The 23,350-nt window shown below is 71.6% G+C and carries 21 protein-coding genes; 13 read left to right on the forward strand and 8 right to left on the reverse strand.

All coding sequences use genetic code 11. The features are described from left to right. Nucleotides 1–199: 199 nt before the first annotated feature. Nucleotides 200–601: an SCO4983 family protein gene (locus H4687_RS29390; protein WP_046917216.1), complete on the reverse strand. Its 402-nt coding sequence runs from the start codon at nucleotides 599–601 to the stop codon at nucleotides 200–202. Between the two features lie 120 nt (nucleotides 602–721). Further along, on the reverse strand, nucleotides 722–1,933 hold the full coding sequence (locus H4687_RS29395) for a pyridoxal phosphate-dependent aminotransferase (RefSeq protein ID WP_046917215.1): 1,212 nt from the start codon (nucleotides 1,931–1,933) through the stop codon (nucleotides 722–724). 313 nt (nucleotides 1,934–2,246) lie between these two features. Here H4687_RS29395 and H4687_RS29400 point away from each other — a divergent pair, with 313 nt between their 5' ends. Next, complete coding sequence (locus tag H4687_RS29400; RefSeq protein WP_046917214.1) at nucleotides 2,247–3,155, forward strand: S1 family peptidase; 909 nt, start codon at nucleotides 2,247–2,249, stop codon at nucleotides 3,153–3,155. An 8-nt stretch (nucleotides 3,156–3,163) separates the two neighbouring features. Here the strand turns inward: H4687_RS29400 and H4687_RS29405 are convergent, their stop codons facing one another. Further along, nucleotides 3,164–4,783: an N-acyl-D-amino-acid deacylase family protein gene (locus tag H4687_RS29405; RefSeq protein WP_046917213.1), complete on the reverse strand. Its 1,620-nt coding sequence runs from the start codon at nucleotides 4,781–4,783 to the stop codon at nucleotides 3,164–3,166. A 50-nt stretch (nucleotides 4,784–4,833) separates the two neighbouring features. After that, a complete protein-coding gene (locus H4687_RS29410) occupies nucleotides 4,834–6,123 on the reverse strand; it encodes an amino acid deaminase (RefSeq protein WP_046917212.1) in 1,290 nt (429 codons plus the stop codon). Between the two features lie 140 nt (nucleotides 6,124–6,263). On the opposite strand from H4687_RS29410, the gene H4687_RS29415 reads away from it, so the two are divergent. From H4687_RS29415 to H4687_RS29430, 4 genes are all read left to right on the forward strand, one after another. Next, the gene (locus tag H4687_RS29415) at nucleotides 6,264–7,361 is read left to right on the forward strand and encodes a sugar kinase (RefSeq protein ID WP_050399535.1); all 1,098 of its coding nucleotides are present in this window, start codon (nucleotides 6,264–6,266) and stop codon (nucleotides 7,359–7,361) included. After that, nucleotides 7,358–8,119 (forward strand): IclR family transcriptional regulator, encoded by a 762-nt coding sequence (locus H4687_RS29420; RefSeq protein ID WP_046918983.1) that lies wholly within the window; start codon nucleotides 7,358–7,360, stop codon nucleotides 8,117–8,119. Before H4687_RS29415 ends, H4687_RS29420 begins: the two co-directional genes overlap by 4 nt. Continuing rightward, nucleotides 8,116–8,544, forward strand: a complete 429-nt coding sequence (locus H4687_RS29425) for a RidA family protein (RefSeq protein ID WP_046918984.1) — start codon at nucleotides 8,116–8,118, stop codon at nucleotides 8,542–8,544. The genes H4687_RS29420 and H4687_RS29425 overlap by 4 nt, the downstream gene beginning before the upstream one ends. 101 nt (nucleotides 8,545–8,645) lie before the next feature. Beyond that, complete coding sequence (locus H4687_RS29430) at nucleotides 8,646–9,338, forward strand: hypothetical protein (RefSeq protein WP_046918985.1); 693 nt, start codon at nucleotides 8,646–8,648, stop codon at nucleotides 9,336–9,338. A 70-nt stretch (nucleotides 9,339–9,408) separates the two neighbouring features. Here the strand turns inward: H4687_RS29430 and H4687_RS29435 are convergent, their stop codons facing one another. Continuing rightward, the gene (locus H4687_RS29435) at nucleotides 9,409–10,782 is read right to left on the reverse strand and encodes a M14 family metallopeptidase (RefSeq protein ID WP_046918986.1); all 1,374 of its coding nucleotides are present in this window, start codon (nucleotides 10,780–10,782) and stop codon (nucleotides 9,409–9,411) included. Nucleotides 10,783–11,204: 422 nt separating this feature from the next. Here H4687_RS29435 and H4687_RS29440 point away from each other — a divergent pair, with 422 nt between their 5' ends. From H4687_RS29440 to H4687_RS29450, 3 genes are all read left to right on the forward strand, one after another. Next, nucleotides 11,205–11,597 carry an ATP-binding protein gene (locus tag H4687_RS29440; protein WP_373560622.1) on the forward strand — a complete coding sequence of 131 codons (393 nt, stop codon included), beginning with the start codon at nucleotides 11,205–11,207 and terminating at the stop codon, nucleotides 11,595–11,597. 277 nt (nucleotides 11,598–11,874) lie between these two features. After that, nucleotides 11,875–13,197 (forward strand): Nramp family divalent metal transporter, encoded by a 1,323-nt coding sequence (locus H4687_RS29445; RefSeq protein ID WP_050399536.1) that lies wholly within the window; start codon nucleotides 11,875–11,877, stop codon nucleotides 13,195–13,197. Between the two features lie 132 nt (nucleotides 13,198–13,329). Beyond that, entirely contained in the window at nucleotides 13,330–13,878 is a 549-nt protein-coding gene (locus H4687_RS29450; protein ID WP_097249439.1) for a hypothetical protein, read from the forward strand. Nucleotides 13,879–13,947: 69 nt separating this feature from the next. On the opposite strand, the gene H4687_RS29455 is transcribed toward H4687_RS29450, so the two are convergent. The 3 genes from H4687_RS29455 to H4687_RS29465 all read right to left on the reverse strand — a co-directional run bounded on the left by H4687_RS29455 (nucleotide 13,948) and on the right by H4687_RS29465 (nucleotide 17,497). Continuing rightward, complete coding sequence (locus H4687_RS29455; RefSeq protein ID WP_050399537.1) at nucleotides 13,948–14,952, reverse strand: CU044_5270 family protein; 1,005 nt, start codon at nucleotides 14,950–14,952, stop codon at nucleotides 13,948–13,950. After that, nucleotides 14,949–15,629 (reverse strand): RNA polymerase sigma factor, encoded by a 681-nt coding sequence (locus H4687_RS29460; RefSeq protein WP_046919893.1) that lies wholly within the window; start codon nucleotides 15,627–15,629, stop codon nucleotides 14,949–14,951. The genes H4687_RS29455 and H4687_RS29460 overlap by 4 nt, the downstream gene beginning before the upstream one ends. A gap of 146 nt (nucleotides 15,630–15,775) precedes the next feature. Further along, on the reverse strand, nucleotides 15,776–17,497 hold the full coding sequence (locus H4687_RS29465) for a chitinase (RefSeq protein WP_046919892.1): 1,722 nt from the start codon (nucleotides 17,495–17,497) through the stop codon (nucleotides 15,776–15,778). A gap of 292 nt (nucleotides 17,498–17,789) precedes the next feature. Here H4687_RS29465 and H4687_RS29470 point away from each other — a divergent pair, with 292 nt between their 5' ends. The 5 genes from H4687_RS29470 (at nucleotide 17,790) to H4687_RS29490 (ending at nucleotide 23,337) form a co-directional block, all read left to right on the forward strand. Beyond that, nucleotides 17,790–18,704, forward strand: a complete 915-nt coding sequence (locus H4687_RS29470; protein WP_046919891.1) for a hypothetical protein — start codon at nucleotides 17,790–17,792, stop codon at nucleotides 18,702–18,704. Nucleotides 18,705–18,792: 88 nt separating this feature from the next. Continuing rightward, complete coding sequence (gene cpaB, locus H4687_RS29475) at nucleotides 18,793–19,524, forward strand: Flp pilus assembly protein CpaB (protein WP_046919890.1); 732 nt, start codon at nucleotides 18,793–18,795, stop codon at nucleotides 19,522–19,524. Between the two features lie 181 nt (nucleotides 19,525–19,705). Next, nucleotides 19,706–21,322, forward strand: coding sequence for an AAA family ATPase (locus H4687_RS29480; RefSeq protein WP_046916457.1), 1,617 nt, complete (start codon nucleotides 19,706–19,708; stop codon nucleotides 21,320–21,322). Between the two features lie 344 nt (nucleotides 21,323–21,666). Next, nucleotides 21,667–21,945, forward strand: a complete 279-nt coding sequence (locus H4687_RS47590; RefSeq protein WP_373560621.1) for a hypothetical protein — start codon at nucleotides 21,667–21,669, stop codon at nucleotides 21,943–21,945. A 51-nt stretch (nucleotides 21,946–21,996) separates the two neighbouring features. Continuing rightward, nucleotides 21,997–23,337 carry a CpaF family protein gene (locus H4687_RS29490; protein ID WP_046919132.1) on the forward strand — a complete coding sequence of 447 codons (1,341 nt, stop codon included), beginning with the start codon at nucleotides 21,997–21,999 and terminating at the stop codon, nucleotides 23,335–23,337. Nucleotides 23,338–23,350 lie beyond the last annotated feature (13 nt).

Consider the following 23,350-nt stretch of genomic DNA (forward strand, 5'->3'; position numbering starts at 1 on the left):
AAAGCAGGGGCTGCGCCCGCCGCTTTTCAGGCCCGCAGGACTTGGGCTTTCTGGCCCGCGGGGCCTGGGCTTCATGGGTCCGAAGGGGCTGGGCTTTAGGGGCCCGCGGGGCCCGGGTTTTTAGGGGCGTGGGGAACTACGCGACCAGACCCCACCGGAGGCGCGGTCGACGACGGACCCGTACCCCCGACCCGAGTGGCTACGCGGTCAGCGGTACGACCGCGTGCGCGTCCATCCGCTCGGCCGCCAGGATCGCGGACGCCGTGTCCGCGCGGGACGCCGCGACGACGAGTGCCCGCCCCGCGAGCGCGTGCGCCCGCCGGTGCAGCGCGGCGACATCCCCCGTGCCCCCGCCGGCGGCGACGCGGACCGGCGGCAGCCCGCCCCGCAGCCCGGCGACCCGCGCGGCCAGCGCCTCCGCGGCGGCGTCGAGGTCGTCGGAGGGGCTCAGCGCGCGGAGCTCGTCGGTGGCCGCCAGCAGCGCCGCCAGATGACCCGCGAGCTGAATGTCCAGCTCCTCCTCACGCGAACGGTGAGGGAAGTCGGAGGAGGTCGTGCCGGCCATCGTGTGGACCGACTTCGTGCGGATCGGCTCGTACATGGGATGGCCTCCAAGCTCTCGGACGACCACTCTACCTTAGATTCGGTCTAAAGTTGAGCGAGGTCCGAAAGCTCGGGCCCACCACTCTCGGCGCGCCGCACCGCGCTTCGTTCCACGCCGCTAGGCCTGCGCGTACCCGTCCAGGAAGTTCCCGATCCGGGTGATCGCGGACCGCAGATCGCCCACCGTCGGCAGTGTGACCACCCGGAAGTGGTCGGGCTCGGCCCAGTTGAACCCGGTGCCCTGGACGACCATGATCTTCTCCTGTCGCAGCAGGTCGAGGACCATCCGGCGGTCGTCCTTGATCTTGAAGACGTTCGGGTCGAGGCGCGGGAAGAGATACAGCGCCCCCTTCGGCTTCACGCACGTGACGCCCGGGATCTGCGTCAACAACTCGTACGCGACGTCCCGCTGCTCCTTGAGCCGCCCGCCCGGCAGGACCAGGTCGTTGATCGTCTGACGCCCGCTGAGCGCGGCGACCACCCCGTGCTGCCCCGGCATGTTCGCGCACAGCCGCATGTTCGCGAGGATCGTCAGACCCTCGATGTAGGAGTCGGCGTGCGCGCGGGGCCCGGAGATCGACATCCAGCCGACCCGGTAGCCGGCGACGCGGTACGCCTTCGACATGCCGTTGAAGGTGAGGGTCAGCAGGTCGGGGGCGACCGAGGCCGTCGGGGTGTGCGTGGCGTCGTCGTAGAGGATCTTGTCGTAGATCTCGTCCGAGCAGACCAGGAGGTTGTGGCGGCGCGCGATGTCCGTCAGTCCGCGCAGCATCGCCTCGTCGTACACCGCGCCCGTCGGGTTGTTCGGGTTGATGATGACGATCGCCTTGGTGCGGTCGGTGACCCTGCGCTCGACGTCCGCGAGGTCCGGCATCCAGTCGGCCTGCTCGTCGCAGCGGTAGTGCACGGCCGTGCCGCCGGACAGGGAGACCGCCGCCGTCCACAGCGGGTAGTCCGGGGACGGGACGAGGACCTCGTCGCCGTCGTCGAGCAGGCCCTGCATGGCCATCACGATCAGCTCGGAGACGCCGTTGCCGATGAAGACGTGCTCGACGTCCGTCTCGATGCCGAGGGTCTGGTTGTGCATGACCACCGCGCGGCGCGCCGCGAGCAGGCCCTTCGCGTCGCCGTAGCCGTGGGCCGACGACACGTTGCGGAGGATGTCCTCCAGGATCTCGGGCGGGCACTCGAAGCCGAACGCCGCCGGATTGCCGGTGTTCAGCTTGAGGATCCGATGCCCCGCGGCCTCAAGTCGCATCGCCTCCTCGAGCACCGGGCCCCGGATCTCGTAACAGACGTTGGCGAGCTTCGTCGACTGGATCACCTGCATGCCCGTGAGCTTACGGCCCGGTAACGCGTTCCGTGTCGTGTTTTCCACCACCCGGGGCGACCTCTCCCGCCCGAACCGCCCCACCGTCCCCCGATCCCCCGCCTTCTGGCCGAAGATCGTGCGGCCGGAACCAACTCCTTGCTCGGCCCTCACCCGGCCTTCACAATGCGCATGACAAACTGCGGTGGCCGAAAGACCTTCACCCCCCACCGCACGACAGCCCCACGGCACAGCTCAGCCCGCACAGCACACCCCGCACGGCAGCTCACGCAGTACCCACGCAGCAATCCACGTAGCAAGAGGGGACCCCCACATGAGAAAGCCTCTCGTCGCCGCGCTGTTCGCCCTGGTGATCACCGGGGCGGGCGCGGCGCCGGCGGTCGCGGCGCCGGAGCCCGCGGCGGCACCCGTGAAGTCGGCCGTCGGCAGCGTCGTCGACACGGCGAACAAAACCGTGGCCGACCTCGCGGCCCCGGCCCCGGCGATCCAGGCCGTCAACTTCGCCGGCACCGTCTCGCTCAGCAACTGTTCCGGCTCGGTCGTCCGGATGCCCGCCTCCGAGGACAACGACCCGGCGCTGGTCATGACCAACGGCCACTGCCTGGAGACCGGCTTCCCGGCCGCCGGCCAGGTCCTCGTCGACCGGGCCTCCACCCGCACCTTCGGTCTGCTCAACTCCGCCGGCACCCGCGTCGGCACCCTGCGCGCCAGCAAGATCGCCTACGGCACGATGACCGACACGGACATGGCGGTGTACCAGCTCACCACCACGTACGCGCAGATCAAGAGCACATACGGCATCGACGCCCTCGTCTACGACACCGCCCGCCCGACCGTCGGCACCCCCATCACCGTCGTCTCCGGGTACTGGAAGCGGACCTACAGCTGCGCCGTCGACGGGTACGCGTACCGGCTGAAGGAGGGCTCCTGGACCTGGAAGGACTCCATCCGTTACACCTCCGCCTGCCAGACCATCGGCGGCACCTCGGGCTCCCCGGTCCTCGACAACGCCACCGGCAAGGTCGTCGGCGTCAACAACACGGGCAACGAGGACGGCGGGCGCTGCACCGAGAACAACCCCTGCGAGGTCGACGCGAACGGCACCGTGACCGTCCGCCCGGGCATCAACTACGCCCAGCAGACCTGGCACGTCCCCGCCTGCTTCGGCGTGGACAACAAGCTCGACCTCACCCGCAGCGGCTGCATCCTTCCCAGGCCGTAGGGAACCCGTCAGGCGCCACGCCGGACCGCCCGGCCCGCCAGTACGTCCGTCCGCCGGCCGTCCTCGATGACTGGACGGCCGTCGACCAGGACGTAGGGGATGCCGGTCGGCAGGGTGCGCGGTGCCTCGTACGTCGACCCGGCGGCCACGGTCGCCGGGTCGAAGAGCACCAGGTCGGCGCGGTACCCCTCGCGGACGAGTCCCCGGTCCACGAGGCGCAGCCGCGCGGCGGGGCGTGAGGTGAGGTGGGCGACGCACTCCTCCAGGGAGAGCACGCCCAGCTCCCTCACGTACCGGCCGAGATAGTGCGGGAACGTGCCGTACGCGCGCGGGTGCGGCTTGTCGCCGCGCAGGATGCCGTCGGAGCCCCCGGTGTGCGCCCGGTGGCGCATGATGGCCCGCACGTTCTCCTCGTGCCCGACGTGCTGCAGGACAGTGGAGCCGAGCCGGTCCTCGACGAGCAGCCGGCGGGCGGTCACCCAGGGGTCCTCGCCGCGCTCCTTCGCCGACCGCGCGATCGTCCGGCCCACGTACGACGACAGTGCCGGGTCGGTGACGCCCGAGATCTCCACGGTGTCCCACTCGACGGGCACGCCGTGGCAGCCGTCGGAGCCGAGGGCCTCCATGTGGTGCCGGATCCGTTCGGCCGTCGTGTCGTCCCTCAGCCGCGCGAGCACCGCCTCCGGGCCGCCCTCGCCCGCCCAGCTCGGCAGCAGCGCCACGAGCGTCGTGCAGCCGGGGGTGTAGGGGTAGGTGTCGAGCGTGATGTCCGCGCCCGTCGCGAGCGCCTCGTCGAGGAGCGTCAGCAGCTGCGGGGCCCGCCCTTCGTTCACGCCGAAGTTCATGGTGGCGTGGGCCAGGTGGAGGGCGCAGCCCGCCTCCCGGGTCAGGGCGACCATCTCCTCGTACGCCCGGAGCGCGCCCGCCCCGTAGGAGCGGTGGTGTGGGCAGTAGTAACCGCCGTACGACGCCACCACCCGGCACAGCTCGGTGAGTTCGGCGTCCCCGGCGTACATGCCGGGGGTGTAGGTGAGCCCCGACGACATCCCGACCGCGCCCTCCCGCAGGCCCGCCGCCACCGCCTCCCGCATCCGGTCCAGCTCCCGCGGTGTCGCCTCCCGGTCCTCCCAGCCCATGGCGAGCATCCGCACCGTGCCCTGCGGGACGAGGTACGCGGCGTTCACGGCGATGCCCTCGCCGTCGAAGCCGTGGTCGAGGCGGTCCAGGTACTCGCCGACCGAGCGCCAGGTGAAGTCGATGTCCTCGCCGTAGCCGTTCCATCCGGTGATCGCGCGGCGGACCTCTTCGAGGGTGCGGTCGTCGACCGGCGCGTACGACAGCCCGTCCTGGCCGACGACCTCCAGGGTCACCCCCTGTGCCGCCTTCGCGGTGTGTTCGGGGTCCCGCAGGAGCGCGAGGTCGCTGTGGGCGTGCATGTCGATGAAGCCGGGGGCCAGGACCAGGCCCTCGGCGTCGATCTCCCGCTGGGCCCTCGGCCGCTGGCACCCGGCCGCGGCCGCCTCCTTGACGATCGTCGTGATCCTGCCGTCCGCCACGACCACGTCGGCGCGGTAGGAGGGCTCGCCGGAACCGTCGACGACGTCGGCGTCACGGAAGACCAGGTCCATGTGCGTCACCTTTCAGGGCGGTGCCGGGATCGGCAGCGGTCGCCGCCCGCTCAGAAGAACGTGCGGACGTAGTCCACGACCGTGCCGTCCGCCTCCACCACCGGGATCAGCTTCCACTTGTCGAACGACGTGCACGGATGCGACAGCCCCAGCCCCACCCAGTCACCGACCTCCAGCGCGGCCCCCGCCCCGGTGCGCAGCCACGCGTGCTGGTCGGACAGCCCCGTCACCGTGATTCCCGCGGCCTCGCGGACCTCGCCCGTGCCCGCGTCCCGCACCACCTCGGCCGACGGCAGGTCCAGGTCGTGCGCGGCGTCGCGCTTGCCCGCGTTGGCGAAGGCCTGGTCGGGGGAGGGGCGGGAGACGACCTGCGCCCAGAGCCGGAAGGCGGGCTCCAGGGTGCCCTCCTCGGGGACGCGGTTGAAGGGGGTGAGCCGGCGGTAGTGGCCGGCGTCGTGCGAGACGTACGCGCCCGACCGGAGCAACTTCAGTACGGGCACGGACAGTTCGGGAAGTTCGGCGAAGACCTCGGCCACGGCGTCGAACCACGCGCTGCCGCCCGCGCTGACGATCACCTCGTCCAGCCCGGCGAACCGTCCCGCCTTGTCGAAGTCGACGGCGAGCGAGGTCAGCCGGCGCAGCCAGGCCGCCACCCGCTCGGGGTCGGCCCCCGGCACCTCGCCCTCGTAGCCGGCGACCCCCACGAGCCGCAGTGTCCCGGTCCCGGCCACCGCGTCCGCCACGGCCGCGCACTGTGCCTCCGTACGGACGCCGGTGCGCGCGTCCTCGCCCGCGCCCAGCTCCACGACGACGTCGACCGGGCGGGCGGGGCCCCCGGCGGCCCGCAGCGCCGCGTCCATGAGCGCGACACCGCGCACGGAGTCGACGTAGCAGACGAAGCGGAAGGCGGGGTCGGCGGCCAGTTCGCCGGCGATCCACCGCAGGGCGGCCGGATCGACGACCTCGTTCGCCAGGAAGACCCGCTCGATCCCGAACTCCCGTGCCACGCGCACCTGATGGGGTACGGCCAGGGTGATGCCCCAGGCGCCGCGCTCGATCTGCCGCCAGAACAGCCGCGGTGCCATGGACGTCTTGCCGTGGGGGGCGAAGGCGAGGCCGTGGCGGGCCGAGTAGGTCTCCATCAGCGCCAGGTTGTGCTCCAGGCGCTCGGCGGACAGGGCGAGCACGGGGGTGGTGAAGCCGTCGGTGAACAGGTTGAGCCGCCGGCCGGCCAGCTCGGCCACGGTGCTGCCGTCGGCGTCCGGCGGGAGGCCCTTGAAGCGGTGGTCGACGCGTTCCGCGGCCAGCCGGGCCAGCGCTTCGACACTCTCGGCGCCCATGGGGTCCTCCCTGACGAGTTCGTTGCATCACATGCAACGTTCATTGCGTATGTCGCTGAAAGCTGTCTAACATCCCAGCCAGACCTGGGTCAACGGTGCCGAACCCGCCCCCCCCGACGCGACGAGGAGCCTCCACCATCGTGACCGCCGACGGACTCCGTTCCCCCGGCGCCGCTCCCGTCGGCGTCGACGTCGTCGCGCTCGGCGAGTCCATGGTCACCTTCCTTCCCACCCGCCCCGGACGGCTCGCCGACGTCCCCTCCTTCGACCGGGCCGTCGGCGGCGCGGAGTCCAACCTCGCGTGCGCACTGGCGGCGGCCGGACACACCGTCCGCTGGGTGAGCCGGGTGGGCGCCGACGCGTTCGGTGACCACCTGGTCGAGACGATCGGCGGACACGGCGTGGACGTGACCTCCGTGGGCCGGGACCCGGCCCGTCCGACTGGCGTGTACTTCCGCACGGCGGGGGACCGGGCCACGGACGCGCACGAGGTCGCCTACTACCGGGCGGGTTCGGCCGCCTCGGCGATGTCGGCCACCACCGTGGACCTCGCGGCGGCACGCGCCGGACGCGTCCTGCACCTCTCCGGTATCACCGCCGCCCTGTCCGAGGACTGCCTGAGCCTGCTGCGCGACCTGACGGCCCCCCACCCGGACCGCCCCCTGATCTCCTTCGACGTCAACCACCGCCCGGGCCTGTGGCGCGCCGTCGACGGCCCCCGCGTCCTGCTCGAACTGGCCCGCGCCGCCGACCTCGTGTTCGTGGGCGAGGACGAGGCGGAGGAGGCGTGGGGCGTCACGGGCGGCCCGGCGGCGATCCGGACGCTGCTGCCCGAACCGGTGACCCTGGTGGTGAAACAGGGAGCCCACGGAGCCACCCTGTTCGCCCGCCCGCCCGCCGGACCGGGGACGTGCACACCCCGGCGCGCCCCCGCAGACACGACCACGTCCGAGCCCGCCCCGCACGTCGACGTGGTCGCCCCCGTGGGCGCCGGTGACGCCTTCGCCGCCGGCTTCCTCTCCGCCACCCTGCGCGCGCTCCCCGCCCGCGCCCGCCTCCGGCACGGCCACCTGACGGCCGCCGCCGCGCTCACCGTCCCCGGCGACCTCGCCACCCCGCCGCCGCGGGACCACGCCGACCGCCTGGCGGCCCTGGACGACGAGGTGTGGGGGAGACTTCGACTCGGCCCCGGCTGGACACAGGCCGATCGGGCCCCCGAGGAGGTACGCACCCCATGAGCCAGACCGTCGACCGCGCGCTGAGCATCCTGCCGCTGCTCGCCGAGGGCCCCGCCGACCTCGGCCGGGTCGCCGACCGCCTGGGCGTCCACAAGTCCACGGCCCTGCGCCTGCTGCGGACCCTCCACGAACACGGGCTCGTCTACCGGCAGTCCGACCAGCGCTACCGCCTCGGCGCCCGCCTCTTCGCCCTCGCCCAGGAGGCCGTCGAGAACCTCGACCTCCGCGAGATCGCCCACCCCCACCTCGTACGCCTCAACGAGATGTGCGGCCACACCGTCCACCTCGCCGTGCACGAGGACAACGAGGTCCTCTACATCGACAAGGTGGAGAGCCGCTACCCGGTCCGCATGTACTCCCGCATCGGCAAGCCGGTCGCGATCACGGTCGCGGCCGTCGCCAAGCTGCTGCTCGCCGACCTTCCCGAGGCGGAGCGCCGCGCCCTCGCGGAGAGGCTCGACTACCCGCTGTACACGCCCCGTTCGACCCCCAACGCCCCCGCCTTCCTCCAGGAGCTGGCGCGGGTCCGCGAACAGGGCTGGGCCACCGACCTCGGCGGCCACGAGGAGTCCATCAACTGCGTCGCCGCGCCCGTCCACGGCACCGACGGCCGGGTCGTCGCCGCGATGTCGCTCTCCGCGCCCAACGTCGTCGTCACCGCCGACGAACTCCTCACCCTGCTCCCGCTCGTCCGCCGCACCGCGGACGCGATCAGCGGCGAGTACTCCGGCAGAACCCCAGCGAAGGACACCGTATGAGCCACCGGCCCGGGCCGACCGAGAAGGTCGCCCTCACCCCCACGACCCACACCGCCCCGCCCGCGAAGTTCTCCCACGGCGTCCGCAAGGGCAACATCCTCCAGGTCGCCGGACAGGTCGGCTTCCTCCCGGCCGTCGAGGGCGAACCCCCCACCCCCGCCGGCCCCACCCTGCGCGAACAGACCCTCCAGACCCTCGCCAACGTCAAGGCGATCCTGGAGGAGGGCGGCGCCACCTGGGACGACGTGATGATGATCCGCGTCTACCTCACCGACGTGGACCACTTCGCCGAGATGAACGCGCTCTACAACGCGTACTTCGAGGAGCACCTCACCGGGGTACCGGCCGCCCGCACGACGGTCTACGTCGGCCTCCCGGCGGGCCTGCTGATCGAGATCGACGCGCTGGCCGTCCTGGACGCCTGACCCCGCTCCTCGCGCCCGGGGGGAGGGTCATGAAATCCAGATACGGACATATGCCCGGCCCGACTGTCCCCGGCACAGGATCGTCGACCATACTGCCCGCTGTGGAGCAGCGCATCGGTTCGAACAACCAGCCCCTGGCCGCCGCCGCGGTCGACCCGTCGCACATCCCCGGACTCACGGCACCGGTGTCCGTGAAGAAGGAGAAGCAGGAGGAGCCGGAGGACATCAAGCCGACGGAGCCCGTCGAGCCGGACGAGGCTGCCCCGGAACGGAACGAGCCGGCGGCCGCCGAGCCGTCGAAGCCGTCCCTCGACAAGTCACCCGCCGGGAAGACCCTGGCCGACGCCGACGAGACGGACGCCGAGGACGACACCGAAGCGAACGCGGAAGCAGACGCACCGGCGGACGCGGAAACCGAAGCGGGAGCCGACACGGAAGACGGCGCGGCCGACGGTCCCGTCTTCGAGGCCTCTGACCGCCGCGCGAAGATCATCGCCGACAGCCGTGGCGTACGGCTGCGCCTGGACGACCAGGAGTGCGAGTTCGGCTGGGACGAGATCGGCGCGATCGAGACGGAGTCCCCCCGCTTCGGCAAGCGGTTCACGATCACGGTCCACACCCCGGACCGCCGCTGGTACTTCCTGGAGATCGAGGCCAAGGCCAAGTCGGAGCACGCGGTCTGGGAGAAGCAGATCGACGAGGTCCTGGACGCGTACTTCGACGAGGGTTCCGCCGAGGGTTCCGCGGAGGGTTCCGCCGAGGAGGAGCAGGAGTCCGAGGACACCGCCTCCTAGAGGGCGCGGGAAACCGCGGGACCGGCCACGACGGTCCCGCGGTCACCCCCTCACCGATCGAAACCCCCGGCTAGCAGTACTGCGCCTCCTTGCCGATGGACCGGTACATGCAGTCCGAGTTCTCCAGCAGCTGCAGCACCGCGTCCCGGTTGCGCGAGGTCTCCCGGGAGATCACCTCGTCGGGCGGATAGAAGCCGCCCCCCGAGGCCGACCCCGGATACATCTCGAACGTGTACGCGAAGATCTTCTGGTTGCCCCACAGCCAGTCGTCGATCGACCCGTCCGTGATGTAGAGGTCACTGGACTGTTCGGGCGTGTACCCGTTGCTCGTCGCCATCTTCCCGCCGACCGTCGCGAACGCGTTGCGGTCGTCCGTCGTCATCCCGGTCGTCGTGTTGGCGGTCGTGTACCCGAACGGCCACAGCACCAGCTCGCTGTACGTGTGGAAGTCGATCGCGGACCTGATCTGCTGGACCCCGCCCACGACCCGGCCGCGTACGAAGTCGGCGACGACCTTGACCTCGGGCGCCGACTCGGCGGCCGCGCCCCGGTACGTGTCCGAGGACGTCGACCCGGACGAGCCGCCGCAGCAGCCCCAGCGGTAGTTCCAGTTGCGGTTGAGGTCGGTGCCGACGGCCGACGAACCGCTGTTGGGCTGCCGGTTCTTGCGCCACGAGCGGTAGGAGCCGGTGGCGACGTCGTACTCGCCGCCGTCGGGGTTGACGTCCGGGATGATCCAGATCTCGCGGTTGTTCACCATGTTCGTGACCCGGGAGTCGGTCCCGTAGTCGGAGGTCAGCTCGTTGAGCAGGTAGAGCGCCATCTCCACGGTGAGGTGCTCACGGGCGTGCTGGTGGTGGGTGAACAGCACCTCGGGCTCGGCCTCGTCCGTGCCGACGTTGTCGCTGATCTTGATGGCGACGATGTTCCGGCCCTGGTACGTCGTGCCGATGACCCGCTGGCTGGCGATCGAACTGTTCGCCGCGACCAGGGAGTTGATCTCGTTCGTCATCTCCGCGTAGTTGTGGTAGCGGGAGTCGGCGGACGGGAAGTCGAAGAGGCGTACGTCGTCCTCGCCGTTGGAGCGGTCCGGGACCGCTCCGAGCGCCGTGATCTCGTAGCCCTGCTGCCGCAGCTTCTTGATCTGGTCCGCGCGTCCGGAGACGAAGACCGAGTGGTCGTCGGCGTCGTCCACGGTCACGCCGGACCGTTGCAGCGCCGTGCGGGACGCGCTGTCCGAGTGCATGTGGACCTCGTACTGGCGGATGTCGTCCGCCGAGGCCCGGGGCCGCTCGGCGCTGGTCGCCGTCGCGTCCGTGGTCGTCGCGGCGACCGGGGCGGCGAGGGCGAGGGCCAGCAGGGTGGCGAGGCCGGCGGTGCGGCGGCCCGATCTCCTGCCCGTGCCGTCGGGCGTGGCCGACCTGCCGCGTATGCGGAGTCGCATGAAGTCTCCTCTGATCTCCAGGAATTCCGGGGTCTCCGGATGTGGGGAGTGGAGCGGGGGGTGGATCCTTGCGACGTGCCTCGGGCCTGGCGATGACCGTGGGGGCGTTCGGCAGGCCCTCGTGCGGGTGTGGCGCTCATGGTGCGGCTCTGGCATGACCAGGTCAAGAGTGGGGAAGCGGCCGACGGGCGCGTATGCCGCGCACGACCGCGTAGGGGTACATGGGTCTCATAGCGCCCTAATTGTGTACGTAACCGGACGGGAAACAGGTATATGCACGGCCGGAAACGGGTATTCCTCCCCGTGTGCCGCGTACGCACGGCGGCAACCCTGGAGGCATGCTGCAACTCTCCGGGGGTCTCTTTCCGGATTCCGGCCCCCATTTCGCCTCGTACCCCCAACCACCCATGGGTGCGGGTCACTTGAGCGTCGAGTACGACCCCCGTCCCACCGCCGCCGCCCAGGCCCGCACGCAGGTGCGCCGGCAGTTGGAGAAATGGGGACTGCTCGACCAGACCGACACGGCGGAGCTGTTGGTGAGCGAGCTGGTCACCAACGCGCTCGTGCACGCGGAGAGCCGGCTGAGGCTGACTCTGACGGCCGCGCACGGCGTACTGCGCTGCGAGGTGTCGGACACGGACGGCCGCCCGCCGCGGGTGCGGCGGGTCACGGGGATATCGGAGAGCGGCAGGGGGATGTTCCTGGTGGACGCGCTCGCCGGGCGCTGGGGCTGCCAGGAGGACGGGCCGGGCAAGACGGTGTGGTTCGAGCTGGGCACGTGCGGGGCGGGCGGATGCGGGGGGCCTCCGGCGTAGCGTTCGGGAGGTTCGGCGGGTTGAGGGGTGCGGGTTGGGCGGGGTGGGCGGGTTCGACCTTGGGTCGTCGGCCGTCCGCGGGTGCCGTCGTGGCTGGTCGCGCAGTTCCCCGCGCCCCTGATGGGGTGCGCCGGCACAGTGGTCCGCGCCTCTGATGGGGTGCGCCCGGGTGGGGCCCTGCGGGGCTGGTGGGGTGCGCCTGTGCGGTCTCCCGGGTCTGGTGGGGCCCGGGTAGGCCCTCTTGTCCGGCGCGGGGCTTTGGGGTTTCTTGACCTGCATGGCGGACACCACGGGAAACCCCACAGACACCCCCGCACCCTCCGGCCCCAACCCCCCACCCCGCGCGTCCAGTTGGAAGTACATCGGACCCGGCATCGTCGTCGCCGCGACCGGTGTCGGCGCCGGTGACCTCGTCGCGACGCTGATCGCGGGCAGCAACTTCGGTTACACCCTGCTGTGGGCGGCCGTCATCGGCTGCCTCGTCAAGATCTCTCTCGCCGAGGCGGCCGGCCGCTGGCATCTGTCCACCGGCCGCACCCTCTTCGACGGCTGGGCGAGCCTCGGCCGCTGGACGACGTGGTTCTTCGTCGTCTACGTCGTGATCTGGGGCTTCGTGTACGGCGCGGCCGCGATGTCCTCCAGCGCCCTGCCCCTGCAGGCGCTGTTCCCGGACGTCATGGACCTGAAGTGGTGGGCCGTGCTGTGCGGCCTGAGCGGTCTGGTCTTCGTCTGGTTCAACAAGTACGAGGTCTTCGAGAAGGTCATGACGGTCCTCGTGGGCGTCATGTTCGTCGTCACCGTCTACCTGGCGATCAGGGTCACCCCGAACCTCGCGGACGCCTTCGCCGGCCTCCTGCCCGTCCTGCCCGACGAGAAGGACTCGATCCTCAACACCCTCGGCCTGATCGGCGGCGTCGGCGGCACGATCACGCTGGCCGCGTACGGCTACTGGGTCAACGCCAAGGGCTGGACGAACACCGGCTGGATGAAGATCATGCGCCTCGACAACCGGGTCGCCTACATCACGACCGGCATCTTCGTGATCTCGATGCTCTTCGTCGGCGCCGAACTGCTGCACTCGGCCAACGTCGCCATCGCCTCCGGCGACAAGGGCCTGATCCAGCTCGGCGACATCCTGGCCGACGAGTACGGCACGGCCACCGCCAAGTTCTTCCTGATCGGCTTCTTCGCCACCTCCTACACCTCCCTCATCGGCGTCTGGCACGGCGTGAGCCTGATGTTCGCGGACTTCGTGGAACGCTTCCGCCGCAAGGGGGCCGTGACGGGCGAGGAGGTCGCCTCCGGCCGGCGCGAGAAGTCCTGGCCGTTCCGCGCGTACCTGCTCTGGCTGACCTTTCCGCCCATCGTCCTGCTCTTCCAGGGCCAGCCGTTCCGCCTGATCATCCTCTACGGCGTCCTCGGCGCGGCCTTCCTCCCCTTCCTGGCCGCCACCCTCCTCTGGCTCCTCAACTCCGCCCGCACACCACGGGAATGGCGCAACGGCATCCTCAGCAACACGATGCTGGCCGTCGCGGGCCTGCTGTTCCTGGTCCTCGCCGTGAAACAGATCTGGGACCAGCCGTGGGCGGACTTCTTCTGACCCCCTTCGCGCTGCGGTGGGACCGGCTGACCCGGATGCCCCGACACGGCGGTACCCGGGGAATGGGGCACGCGCGGGGCAGGGATACGGTGCCGTACGAGTCATCACCACGGGGCAGGGGAACGAACAGTTATGGACCAGTCCGAACAGGGCCACCGGCCGCCACCGCCGCCACAGCCGGGGACGCCGCCGGGAGGCCACCCGGGCTTCGGCCCCCCGCCCCCGCCGTACGCACCCCCGGCCGCCCCTGCCGGCCCCCCGCAGCCGTACGCGCAACCCCCGCAGCCGTACGGACAGTCGGCGCAGCCGTATCCCCAGCCCCCGCAGCCGTACGGGCAGCCGGCCCCGCCCGCCCACCCGTACCCGTACCCCCAGCCCCCCGCGGGCGAGGCTCCGGTCCAGGGGCCGGAGTTCATGGCCGTCGACCGCCACAACTCCGTCGTCGTCGACGTCAGCGGGGTCGCCTTCGAGGACCACGGCGTCTCCGTCGACTTCCCCTGGCCGGAGATCCGCAGCGTCCATTACAAGGCGAGCGGCAACGGCAAGGCCCTCATGGTCGCCGTGATCCACGCCGACGGCACCTTCTTCGAGTGCTCGGTCGAGGCCAAGCCCCGTGAACGCCTCCACCAGTGGTTCGCCCACCTGGCCCAGGTGCTCGGCCACTACCGTCCGATGGGATGACCACGGACCGTGTCCCTGCCCGAGGACGACACCCCGGGCAGGGACGGTCTCATCCCTGAGAACCCGTCTCTACGCACCCGGCCGCTCGCGGTAGGCGTCGACGACGGCCCGCTCCAGGACGGCGGTCTCGCTCAGGATCATGCCCTTGGCCCCCATCGGGCCGTCCGCCGTCAGCCGGCTGCGTTCGCCCAGGTACGCGAGGGTGTCCCGGTCGAAGACCCACTCGGTGGCCCACCCGGCGCGTGCGTCGACGCGGCGGATGCCGACGCCGTGCCGGCCGGCCGGGTCGACGGCGTCGTCGGTACGGGTCACCCCGGGGATCCTCGCGGCGGCCTCGTAGAGCGCGGCGGCGGTGCGGGCGGGCATGACCGTCTCGCCCAGCAGTTCGCCGATCCTGTCGAAGACGGCCTGCGCCTTCTCCTCTCCCTTCCACGTCCTGGTCAGCCGGTACAGCTCGGCGAGCAGGTCGTCGGGGTCGGTGGGCAGCGAGGCCAGCCACCGGTACGTGGGCCGGTCGATCCCTGCGGGGACGCCCGGCGAACCCGGCGGCAGCAGTTCCCTCAGCGGGGAGTACGCGCCGCCCTCGTAGTGCAGGGCCAACTGCTTCACCGGGCCCGGCTCCTGCGACACCCACACCTCCCGCCGGTGCAGCTCTCCCGGCTCGTACGGGCCGTCCTCCACGGCCTCCGCCCCGGCCGTCAGGCTCTTGACGTAGACCAACTGGTCGTCGCGGACCGGCTCGACCTCCGTTTTCGCGGCGACGTCGGCGATCCGGTCGAGCAGGACGACGGCGCTGGTGCCGTCGTCCTGGCGCGCCCCGGCGCCGGAGTCGGTGGTGGCGACCAGGCCGACGGTCAGCGCCCCGGCCAGGGCCAGCGCGGCGGCGGGCAGCCACAGCGCCGGACGGGCCAGTCTCGGGCGCGGACGGGGTGCCGGCGGGGTGGGAACGACGGGCGCCGTGGCCCGGTCGTCGTCGATGAGTCGCATCAGACGGTCCTTGTGGTGGGCGAGGCGACCAGGCGGAACGTCCCGTTCGGGCGGGGGCGGCAGCAGTCGGGCCAGCTCCTCGTTCATCGGGATCCCTCCTGGATCTCCTTGAGCGGACGGGCCGCGAACACGGCCTCGCTCTCTGCCTCTCCGCGGCGACGCCCCGGTTCCCCGTGCGGGGGGCGCTCCTCGCGCAGCCGCTCGTCCGTCAGGCGGCCCAGACGCGCCCGCGCCCGCGAGAGCCGCGACCGCACGGTCCCCACGGGGACGCCCAGCGCCTCGGCCGCCTGCCCGTAGTCGAGGCCGGCCCACACGCACAGCGCCAACACCTCCCGCTCCCCGCGCCGCAGCCGCCCGTACACCTGGCGTACGGCGGCGAGCCGACGCGTGTCGTCGAGGCGCCCGGCGGTCTCGTCGGCGAAGTCGGCCACCGGGGCCGGGGCGGGCCGACGGGCCAGGAAGGCCAGCCGGCGGCCGAGGCCGCGGTTGGCGTTGCGGGCCTTGTTGGTGGCCATGCCCAGCAGCCACGGCTTCACCGAGCCGCCGTCCGGCTCCAGCCGCTCCCGGGTGCGCCAGGCGTCGAGGAAGGTGTCCGCCATCACCTCCTCGGCCGTCGACCAGTCGCCGGTCAGCCGGTAGGCGTGGTTGTAGACCGCCCGCGCGTACGCGTCGTAGACCTCGGCGAAGGCCTCCCGGTCGCCCGCCCGGATCCGCGCCCGCGCCGAGGACTCGGCCCGCGCCTGCGCCCGCTCGGGGTCACTCATCTCGTATGCACCTCTCCCACCTCACACCTGTGTCTCTCCATGAGGTGGGACAGGTTCCGGTGACCTGCGCCACAACAGGCCGCAGGCCACCGCGCGTCGTTTCCTCCTCCTCTATGCCCTCTACGCCGCTATGTCCTCTGCTTCCGCTACGGCAGCCCGTGCACGTGCGGCCCCACCGCGTTCGACCACGCGTTGCCCGCCGTGGCGTCCCAGTTGGTCGACCAGGTCATCGCGCCCCGCAGGTCGGGGTACGTCCGCGGCGGCTTGAAGGAGCCGCAGCCGGTGGCGCGGGTCAGACAGTCGAGGGCGTCGTTCACCACGGCCGGCGACACGTATCCGCTGCCCGCGCCCCGCGTCGAGGCCGGCAGACCCAGCCCCACCTGGGACGGGGCGAGGCCGCCCTCCAACTGGATGCAGGCGAGGGCGGTGAGGAAGTCCACCGACCCCTGGCTGTAGACCTTGCCGTCGCACCCCAGCATCGAACCGCTGTTGTAGTACTGCATGTTGACGACGGTCAGGATGTCCTTGATGTTCAGCGCGGTCCGGAAGTACGCGTTCGACGTCGACTGCATGTCGATGGTCTGCGGCGCCATCGTGATGACGAGCGACGGGCCCGCCTTCGACGACAGCGACCGCAACGCCTGCGTCATGTAGGTCGCGTCGAGCCCGTTCTCCAGATCGATGTCGACGCCGTCGAAGCCGTACGTCTGCATCAGGGCGTACACCGAGTTCGCGAAGTTCGTCGCGGAGGCCGCGCTGTTCACCGCCACCGTGCCGCGCTCACCGCCGACCGACACGATGACCTTCTTGCCGGCCGCCTGCTTGGCCCGTAGGTCCGCCTTGAACTGGTCGACGGTGTACCCGCCGAGCCCGGCCGAGTCGAGGCTGAAGGTCACCGCGCCCGGCGTGGCGGTGGCGTCCGCGAAGGCCACGGCGATGATGTCGTACTGCGACTGCACGTCCGAGAGCCTCTGGACGGCCGCCCCGTTGTTGAAGTTCTGCCAGTAGCCGGTCACGGCGTGCTTCGGAACGCCCGTGCCGCCGCCCGGGGTCGCCGTCGTCGTACCCGTCACCGTCGCCGAACGGGCCGACTCGCCCGCCGTGTTCGTCGCCGTGACCTGGAAGGTGTACGAGGTGGAGGCCGCGAGCCCCGTCACCGTCGCCGAAGTGCCCTCGGTCGACTGGACCTCCGTGCCGCCCCGGTAGACGTGGTAGCCCGTGGCGCCCGCGACCGCGTTCCAGGTCAGCGACACCGAGGAGGACGTCGAGCCCGACACCGTCACCCCGGCCGGGGCCGAGGGGACGGTGGGCGGCTGGTCGCCGCCACCGCCGCCGTCGGGGCCGAGGAGGGACACGTCGTCGGCGAGGTACGCGGCCTGCCCGTACCAGCCGTGCGTGTAGACCGTCACCGAGGTCGTCGAGGCGCCCGTGGTGAAGGTCGTCGACAGTTGCTTCCAGGCCGCCGAGTCCGGTGTCCACGTCGAGACGTCGGTCGTCCCGGTACCGGTCGCGCCCAGGTACGCGTACCCGCCGCGCACCCAGGCGCTGAGCGTGTACGTCGAGCGGGGCTTCACCGCCACCGCCTGGGTGCAGCGGGCGTTGTCCTGCCCGGCCGGGGTCGCCCGCAGCGCGGACGCGCCCCCGTGCACGGGGGAGGAGACGGTGGCGCCGCTGCCCGCCGAACAGGTCCAGTCGCTGAGCCCCGACTCGAATCCGGCGTTCCTGACGTTGTTGATGTCCGCGGCGGAGGCCTGTCCGGCGCCGAGGAGCGAGAGACCGAGGGCGAGGGCGGTGACGACGGCCGTGGTGACGGCCCCCGGCCGCAGGCGCGTCCGCCCCCGTATACGCCCTGGCGCTTTCATCCGCATCTGTATGCGTTGTGGGTGTCTGAACATGCCCGGTACGCTGGTCCAGACCAATTGGGTTGTCAATACTCCCGGTCGAAAGCCGTTCACCCGTACGGGTGCCCCAACCGGCGTCCCCAACTGCCGAGTTGAGGCATATGCGTCTCACTCTGTGTGGATACGGCCCGTACCTTCCGTGAGTTGATCAAGAAGATCCGGTGTTGATCTGGCCATGCCGTGGATATGGTGCTGATGCAAGAGGATGCAGGAGGGGCGGCGGGCACGACGCCGTTCCCCACAGGGGTCATCTGAGGCGGTGGTCGACCACCCCGCCGAAGCGAACGGGGTGGTGTGCAGCGTGCCGACCGCGATAGCCGTCACCAGCTCCGGCCTGGTGCTCCCACCGCTCGACCGGCAGACCCCGCCCGCGGTCGTCCAGCCGCAGGAGACCCTCGAAGCCTCCCTGTTCGGCATGCACGCGCTCATCGAGCAGCACGGCTATGTCATCGCCCTGCACTCGGCCTCCGACCCCGCCGCCCTCACCCGGCGGCTGCACACGGTCCGTTCCGTGCTGGAGAGCGACCGCATCGCCCTGCTCGGCGTGGACCTGCCCCCGCTCGGCCTCGCCCTGCTGGCCCAGCAGCTGCGGCAGCTCTCCGCCTGCGACTTCAGCCCCGGAGTGCTCGCCTCCTCCGTACGCCTCCTCGCGCACTACATCTACGCCGGCGCCCTCCTCGGCTCCGTCGCCAAGCTCGACCGGGTGCCGGTCACCCTGAGGTCGCACGCCAAGTCCTGGCTGCCGGGCGCCCGGTTCGCCGTACTGGCCAACCCCAAGCCCCAGCTCGTGCGGATCGACACCGCCGGCCAGGAACCCCTCGCCGGGCCCGAGTTCGCCACCCGGCTGCTCGTCGCGCAGGGACCGCAGCCGCCGTCGGACTGGGTCACCGCGACGCTCGCGCAGGACTGGCAGGTGCAGGGGTCCCTGCCGGTGCCGCTGCCCGAGGAGTCCGTGCGCTGGTGGGGGACCGGCAAGCTCGTCGAGTTCGCCGCCGGGCTCTCGGACGTCTCCGTGCTCTACCAGCTCGTGTCGTCCGTACGCCGCGAGACGTGCCACTGGTGCGGCCTCGAACTCATCGGCGACCGCTGCGGATTCTGCGCGGCCCCGTTACGGGAGCCGGAAACCCCGGCCCGCCCGGCACGGACGGCAGCCCTTCCCCGAGGGGTCACATGACAGCCGTACGACAACTCCACAGTCCGCGAGCCACCACCCACAGCAGGCCCGCACCCGTGCCCGGCACGTTCCCACGAGGTGAGAAGTAGTGAACTCACGCCAGCGCCGCGGCGTCATCCTGCTGGTCCTCTCGGCCCTGTGCGCCCTCGCCGCCTTCGCCGGGGTGCTCTCGGTGATCCGTGATGTGAACGCGAAGGTCGGACCCGAGGTGACCGCCTACCGGCTCAAGGGCGACATCGCGCCCTACAAGGAGCTGACGGCGGACCAGTTCGAGCGGATCTCGATGCCCGAGCGGTGGCTGTCCGGCACCGCCGTCACCGATCTGTCGGAGATCCGCGGGAAGATCGCCGTCACCCAGCTGCGCAAGGGCTCCCTGCTCCAGTCCGACATGATCGTCGACCGGCCCGAACTCGAAGCCGGACAGCAGGAGATCGCGATCCTGATCGACGCGTCGACCGGTGTGGCGGGGAAGATCAACCCGGGGTCGCGGGTCAACATCTACGCCACCTTCGAGGAGAAGGACAGCGACTCCAAGAAGGACACCTCCAAGCTGATGGTCACCGACGCCCGGGTCATCGACGTGGGCAAACTGACCCCCCTGGAGTCCGGCCAGTCCAGCAGCGACCGCCGCCGCACGGCCACCGAGGCGGTCCCGATCACCTTCGCGCTCGACACCGCCGACGCCCAGCGCGTCGCGTTCGCCGAGTCGTTCGCCGAGCACGTCCGGCTCGCCCTCGTCGGGGGCGGCGAGGCCACCGTCGTCGTACCGGACGACCGCTCGTACACCCTCGACGAGGACAAGGAGGAGGCCCCGCGATGAGGTCGGTCCGGAACGTGGGTACGGGAACGCCTCGAACGAGGGTGCGTCGAATGCCGATGCGGGTGGGTGGGTCGAGGGTGGGCATGCTGAAGGGGGCACGGCGAACGGGGGTTCCGCGCGAACCCTGCCGGTGCGCGGCCGCCGAGCCCCGCACGTCCGCGAACGGAACGGGGATCCGCCGATGACCATCCGCATCCTCCCCGCCGCCGGGGACCTCGACTCGGCCCGTGCCCTCACCACCCTGCTCGACCAGCTGGCCGACGCCGAACCGGCCCCGCACGTCTCCGACTCCACGGCCCTGCTGGACACCCTGGCGCGGCTGGCCGCCGACTCGCTGGACGAACTGCCCGAGGTGGTGATCGTCCACGAACGCATCGGCCCCGTACCGGCGTTGGACCTGGTCCGCGATCTCGTCCTGCGCTTCCCGGCCGTCGGCGTCGTCCTCGTCACCTCCGACACCAGCACCGGCGTGCTGACCGCCGCCATGGACTCCGGCGCCCGCGGCATCGTCAACCTCCCCCTCTCCTACGAGGCCCTCGCCGAACGCGTCCAGGCCGCCGCCGCCTGGTCGGCCGGTATGCGCCGCCACCTCGGCAGCCCCACCCCGGAGCTGTACACGGGCCCCGGCGGCACCGTCGTCACCGTCAGCGGCGCCAAGGGCGGAGTCGGCGCCACGGTCACCGCCGTCCAGCTCGCGCTCGCGGCCCGCGCGTCCGGCCGTACGGTCGCCCTCCTCGACCTCGACCTGCAGTCGGGGGACGTCGCCTCGTACCTGGACGTCCAGTTCCGCCGCTCGGTCGCCGACCTGGCCGCCATCACGGACCTCAACCCCCGCGTCCTGCAGGAGGCGGTCTACGCCCACGACACCGGCATCGCCCTCCTCCTCGCCCCCGCCGAGGGCGAGCGCGGCGAGGAGGTGACGGACCGGGTGGCCCGTCAGGTGGTCGCCACGCTCCGCTCCCGGCACGACGTGGTGATCGTCGACTGCGGTTCGCACGTGACCGCGGCCACCGCGGCGGCCGTCGAGATGGCCGACCACGCGCTCCTGCTGGTCACCCCGGACGTCGTGGCGGTCCGCGCCGCCAAACGCATGGTCCGCCTCTGGGACCGCCTCCAGATCCGCAAGGCCGAGGAGACCCTGACGGTCGTCAACCGCCTGTCACGCGCCACGGAGATCCAGCCGTCCCTGGTCGAGAAGGTCACCGGCACCAAGGTGGCCCGCGCCGCCGTCCCCGCCGCCTTCAAGGAACTCCAGTCCGTCGTCGACGCGGGCCGCCTCCAGGACCTCGACGCCCGCTCGGTCGTCAAACAGGCCCTCTGGGCCCTCGCCGGAGAACTGGAACTGGTCGCCGCCCCGGAACACGGCCACGGAGGCCGCCGCCGCAGATCCCCCTCCGACCGCGGCGCCCTCGTCCTGCGCCGCAAGGGAGGCGACCGGGGCTCGGTGACCCTCGAATTCGCCGGCATGTTCCCGCTGCTCCTGATCACCATGACGATCCTCTGGCAGGCCGCGCTCTACGGCTACACCTACTCCCTCGCCGGCAACGCCGCCGACGAGGCCGCCCGCGCCGCCACGGCCGCCTACGCCGTCGACGGCGACGTGCCCGGCGCCTGCGAAGCCGCCGGCACCCGGAACCTCCCGAACGCCTGGGCCGACACCTCCATCGACTGCGCCCCCGCGGGCACCGTCATGCGAGCCGAGGTCCAGGCCAGCGTCCCCCTCTTCTTCCCCGGCTTCGACGCGGGCTGGACCGTGAGCGGCGAGGCGGGCGCGGCCCTGGAGGGGGACCCCCAATGACCCGGACGGACGGAACCCCACGGAGCCGGCGAACGGTCCGCGCAGGACGACCGGTCCGCGTACGACGGCCTGACCGCGCACGCGGGGTCGGCCGTGTACGGCGCGAAGGGGGCGTGCCGGAGGGTGTCCGCCCGCAGTGGTGGGCGCGTCGACGCCCCGCGCCACCCGGCCGACCGGGTCCGCGCCGTTCCGAGGAGGGACACCCCCCGACGTGCCCCCGACCCACCCACCGCCCCCGGGCGAACCCCCCACCCACGGGACGCGCCCCTACCCACCGTTGGAACGACCGAGGCTCCTCCATCCTGGAGTTCGCCGGCTTCCTCCCGATCCTCCTCCTCGTGGGCATGGCCGCGATCCAGCTCGGCCTCATCGGCTACGGCATCAGCCAGGCGGGCTCGGCGGCCCGCGCGGCGGCCAGAGCCGAGTCACTGCAACCCGGCACCGGCGGGGCCGCAGGCGTGGCCGCGGCGAGCGCATGGCTGAACCCCTCGGTCGACCCGGGAGGAGGCGGCACGGACACCAGCACCGCCACGGTCACCGTCACCGTCCCCTCCGTGGTCCCCCTCTTCGACCCGGTCACCGTGGAACGCTCGGTCACCATGCCGAACGACCTCGACCCCTGACCGACGCCCACCGCCCCGACACCCCACCCCCCGAGAGGAGTTGACGAGAAGATGAGCCTGCGATCCCGTATCGCCGCCCCCGACGAAGGGGGAACCGGACGCGAGGACGGACACCTCGTGGCCGTCTACCGCGCCAAGCTCCTCGAAGAGATCGACCTCGCCGAGATGTCGACGCTGACGGCGGCCGACCGCAGGGCCCGCCTCGAACGCGTACTCGGCCACATCATCAGCCGAGAGGGCCCGGTCCTCTCCTCCGCCGAACGCTCCCAGCTGATCCGCAGGGTCGTCGACGAGGCCCTCGGCCTGGGCGTCCTGGAGCCGCTCCTGGCCGACGCGTCCGTCACCGAGATCATGGTCAACGGCCCTGACTCGATCTTCGTGGAGCGCGCCGGCCGCGTGGAACAGCTCCCCCTCCGCTTCGCCTCGACCGACCAGCTGATGCAGACGATCGAACGCATCGTCTCCACGGTGAACAGAAGGGTCGACGAATCGAACCCGATGGTCGACGCCCGCCTCCCCACCGGGGAACGCGTCAACGTGATCATCCCCCCGCTCTCGCTCACGGGCCCGACCCTCACGATCCGCCGCTTTCCCCGCGCGTACACCCTCCCGGAGCTGATCGACCTCGGCTCCCTCGACGAGCAGATGCTGATGCTGCTCGCCGCCTTCGTCCGCGCCCGCTTCAACGTGATCGTCAGCGGCGGCACCGGCACCGGCAAGACCACGCTCCTCAACGCCCTGTCCGGCCTGATCCCGCCCCGCGAACGCATCATCACCATCGAGGACTCGGCGGAACTCCAGCTCCAGCAGGAGCACGTCATCCGTCTGGAGTCGCGGCCCCCCAACATCGAGGGCAAGGGCCAGATCACCATCCGCGACCTGGTCCGCAACTCCCTGCGCATGCGCCCCGACCGCATCATCGTCGGTGAGGTCCGAGGCGGCGAGACCCTCGACATGCTCCAGGCCATGTCGACGGGCCACGACGGCTCCCTCGCCACGGTCCACGCCAACTCCGCCGAGGACGCGCTGATGCGGCTGCAGACCCTCGGCTCGATGTCCGAGGTCCTCATCCCCTTCGAGGCACTCAAGGACCAGATCAACTCGGCGGTGGACGTGGTCGTCCAGCTCACCCGCTTCGCCGACGGCTCCCGCAAGGTCACCGAGATCGCCCTGCTCGTCTCGCACGGCCGCGAACAGTTCCGTATCGCCACGGTCTCCCGCTACGCCCCCGACCCCCTCGGCGCCGACCGCGTCGTCCACGGCCGCTTCGAACACCTGCCGGTACCCCGCCCCGTCGCCGAGAAGCTGTACGTGGCCAACGAGCCGCTGCCTCCCGCGTACGGAGTGACCGAGGCCATCGACCCGCTCAACACCCGTCAGGCCATCGGATAGCCCCGAGAGCCCC

The organism is Streptomyces stelliscabiei, from assembly GCF_014873495.1.
In the GTDB taxonomy this organism is placed as follows: domain Bacteria; phylum Actinomycetota; class Actinomycetes; order Streptomycetales; family Streptomycetaceae; genus Streptomyces; species Streptomyces bottropensis.

Bases quoted from the DNA above. Each gene is read 5' to 3' on its own strand.
- H4687_RS29390 (WP_046917216.1), bottom strand. From the start codon at position 601: ATGTACGAGCCGATCCGCACGAAGTCGGTCCACACGATGGCCGGCACG.
- H4687_RS29395 (WP_046917215.1), bottom strand. From the start codon at position 1,933: ATGCAGGTGATCCAGTCGACGAAGCTCGCCAACGTCTGTTACGAGATC.
- H4687_RS29400 (WP_046917214.1), top strand. From the start codon at position 2,247: ATGAGAAAGCCTCTCGTCGCCGCGCTGTTCGCCCTGGTGATCACCGGG.
- H4687_RS29405 (WP_046917213.1), bottom strand. From the start codon at position 4,783: ATGGACCTGGTCTTCCGTGACGCCGACGTCGTCGACGGTTCCGGCGAG.
- H4687_RS29410 (WP_046917212.1), bottom strand. From the start codon at position 6,123: ATGGGCGCCGAGAGTGTCGAAGCGCTGGCCCGGCTGGCCGCGGAACGC.
- H4687_RS29420 (WP_046918983.1), top strand. From the start codon at position 7,358: ATGAGCCAGACCGTCGACCGCGCGCTGAGCATCCTGCCGCTGCTCGCC.
- H4687_RS29425 (WP_046918984.1), top strand. From the start codon at position 8,116: ATGAGCCACCGGCCCGGGCCGACCGAGAAGGTCGCCCTCACCCCCACG.
- H4687_RS29435 (WP_046918986.1), bottom strand. From the start codon at position 10,782: ATGCGACTCCGCATACGCGGCAGGTCGGCCACGCCCGACGGCACGGGC.
- H4687_RS29445 (WP_050399536.1), top strand. From the start codon at position 11,875: ATGGCGGACACCACGGGAAACCCCACAGACACCCCCGCACCCTCCGGC.
- H4687_RS29450 (WP_097249439.1), top strand. From the start codon at position 13,330: ATGGACCAGTCCGAACAGGGCCACCGGCCGCCACCGCCGCCACAGCCG.
- H4687_RS29455 (WP_050399537.1), bottom strand. From the start codon at position 14,952: ATGAACGAGGAGCTGGCCCGACTGCTGCCGCCCCCGCCCGAACGGGAC.
- H4687_RS29460 (WP_046919893.1), bottom strand. From the start codon at position 15,629: ATGAGTGACCCCGAGCGGGCGCAGGCGCGGGCCGAGTCCTCGGCGCGG.
- H4687_RS29465 (WP_046919892.1), bottom strand. From the start codon at position 17,497: ATGCGGATGAAAGCGCCAGGGCGTATACGGGGGCGGACGCGCCTGCGG.
- H4687_RS29480 (WP_046916457.1), top strand. From the start codon at position 19,706: ATGACCATCCGCATCCTCCCCGCCGCCGGGGACCTCGACTCGGCCCGT.
- H4687_RS47590 (WP_373560621.1), top strand. From the start codon at position 21,667: ATGGCCGCGATCCAGCTCGGCCTCATCGGCTACGGCATCAGCCAGGCG.
- H4687_RS29490 (WP_046919132.1), top strand. From the start codon at position 21,997: ATGAGCCTGCGATCCCGTATCGCCGCCCCCGACGAAGGGGGAACCGGA.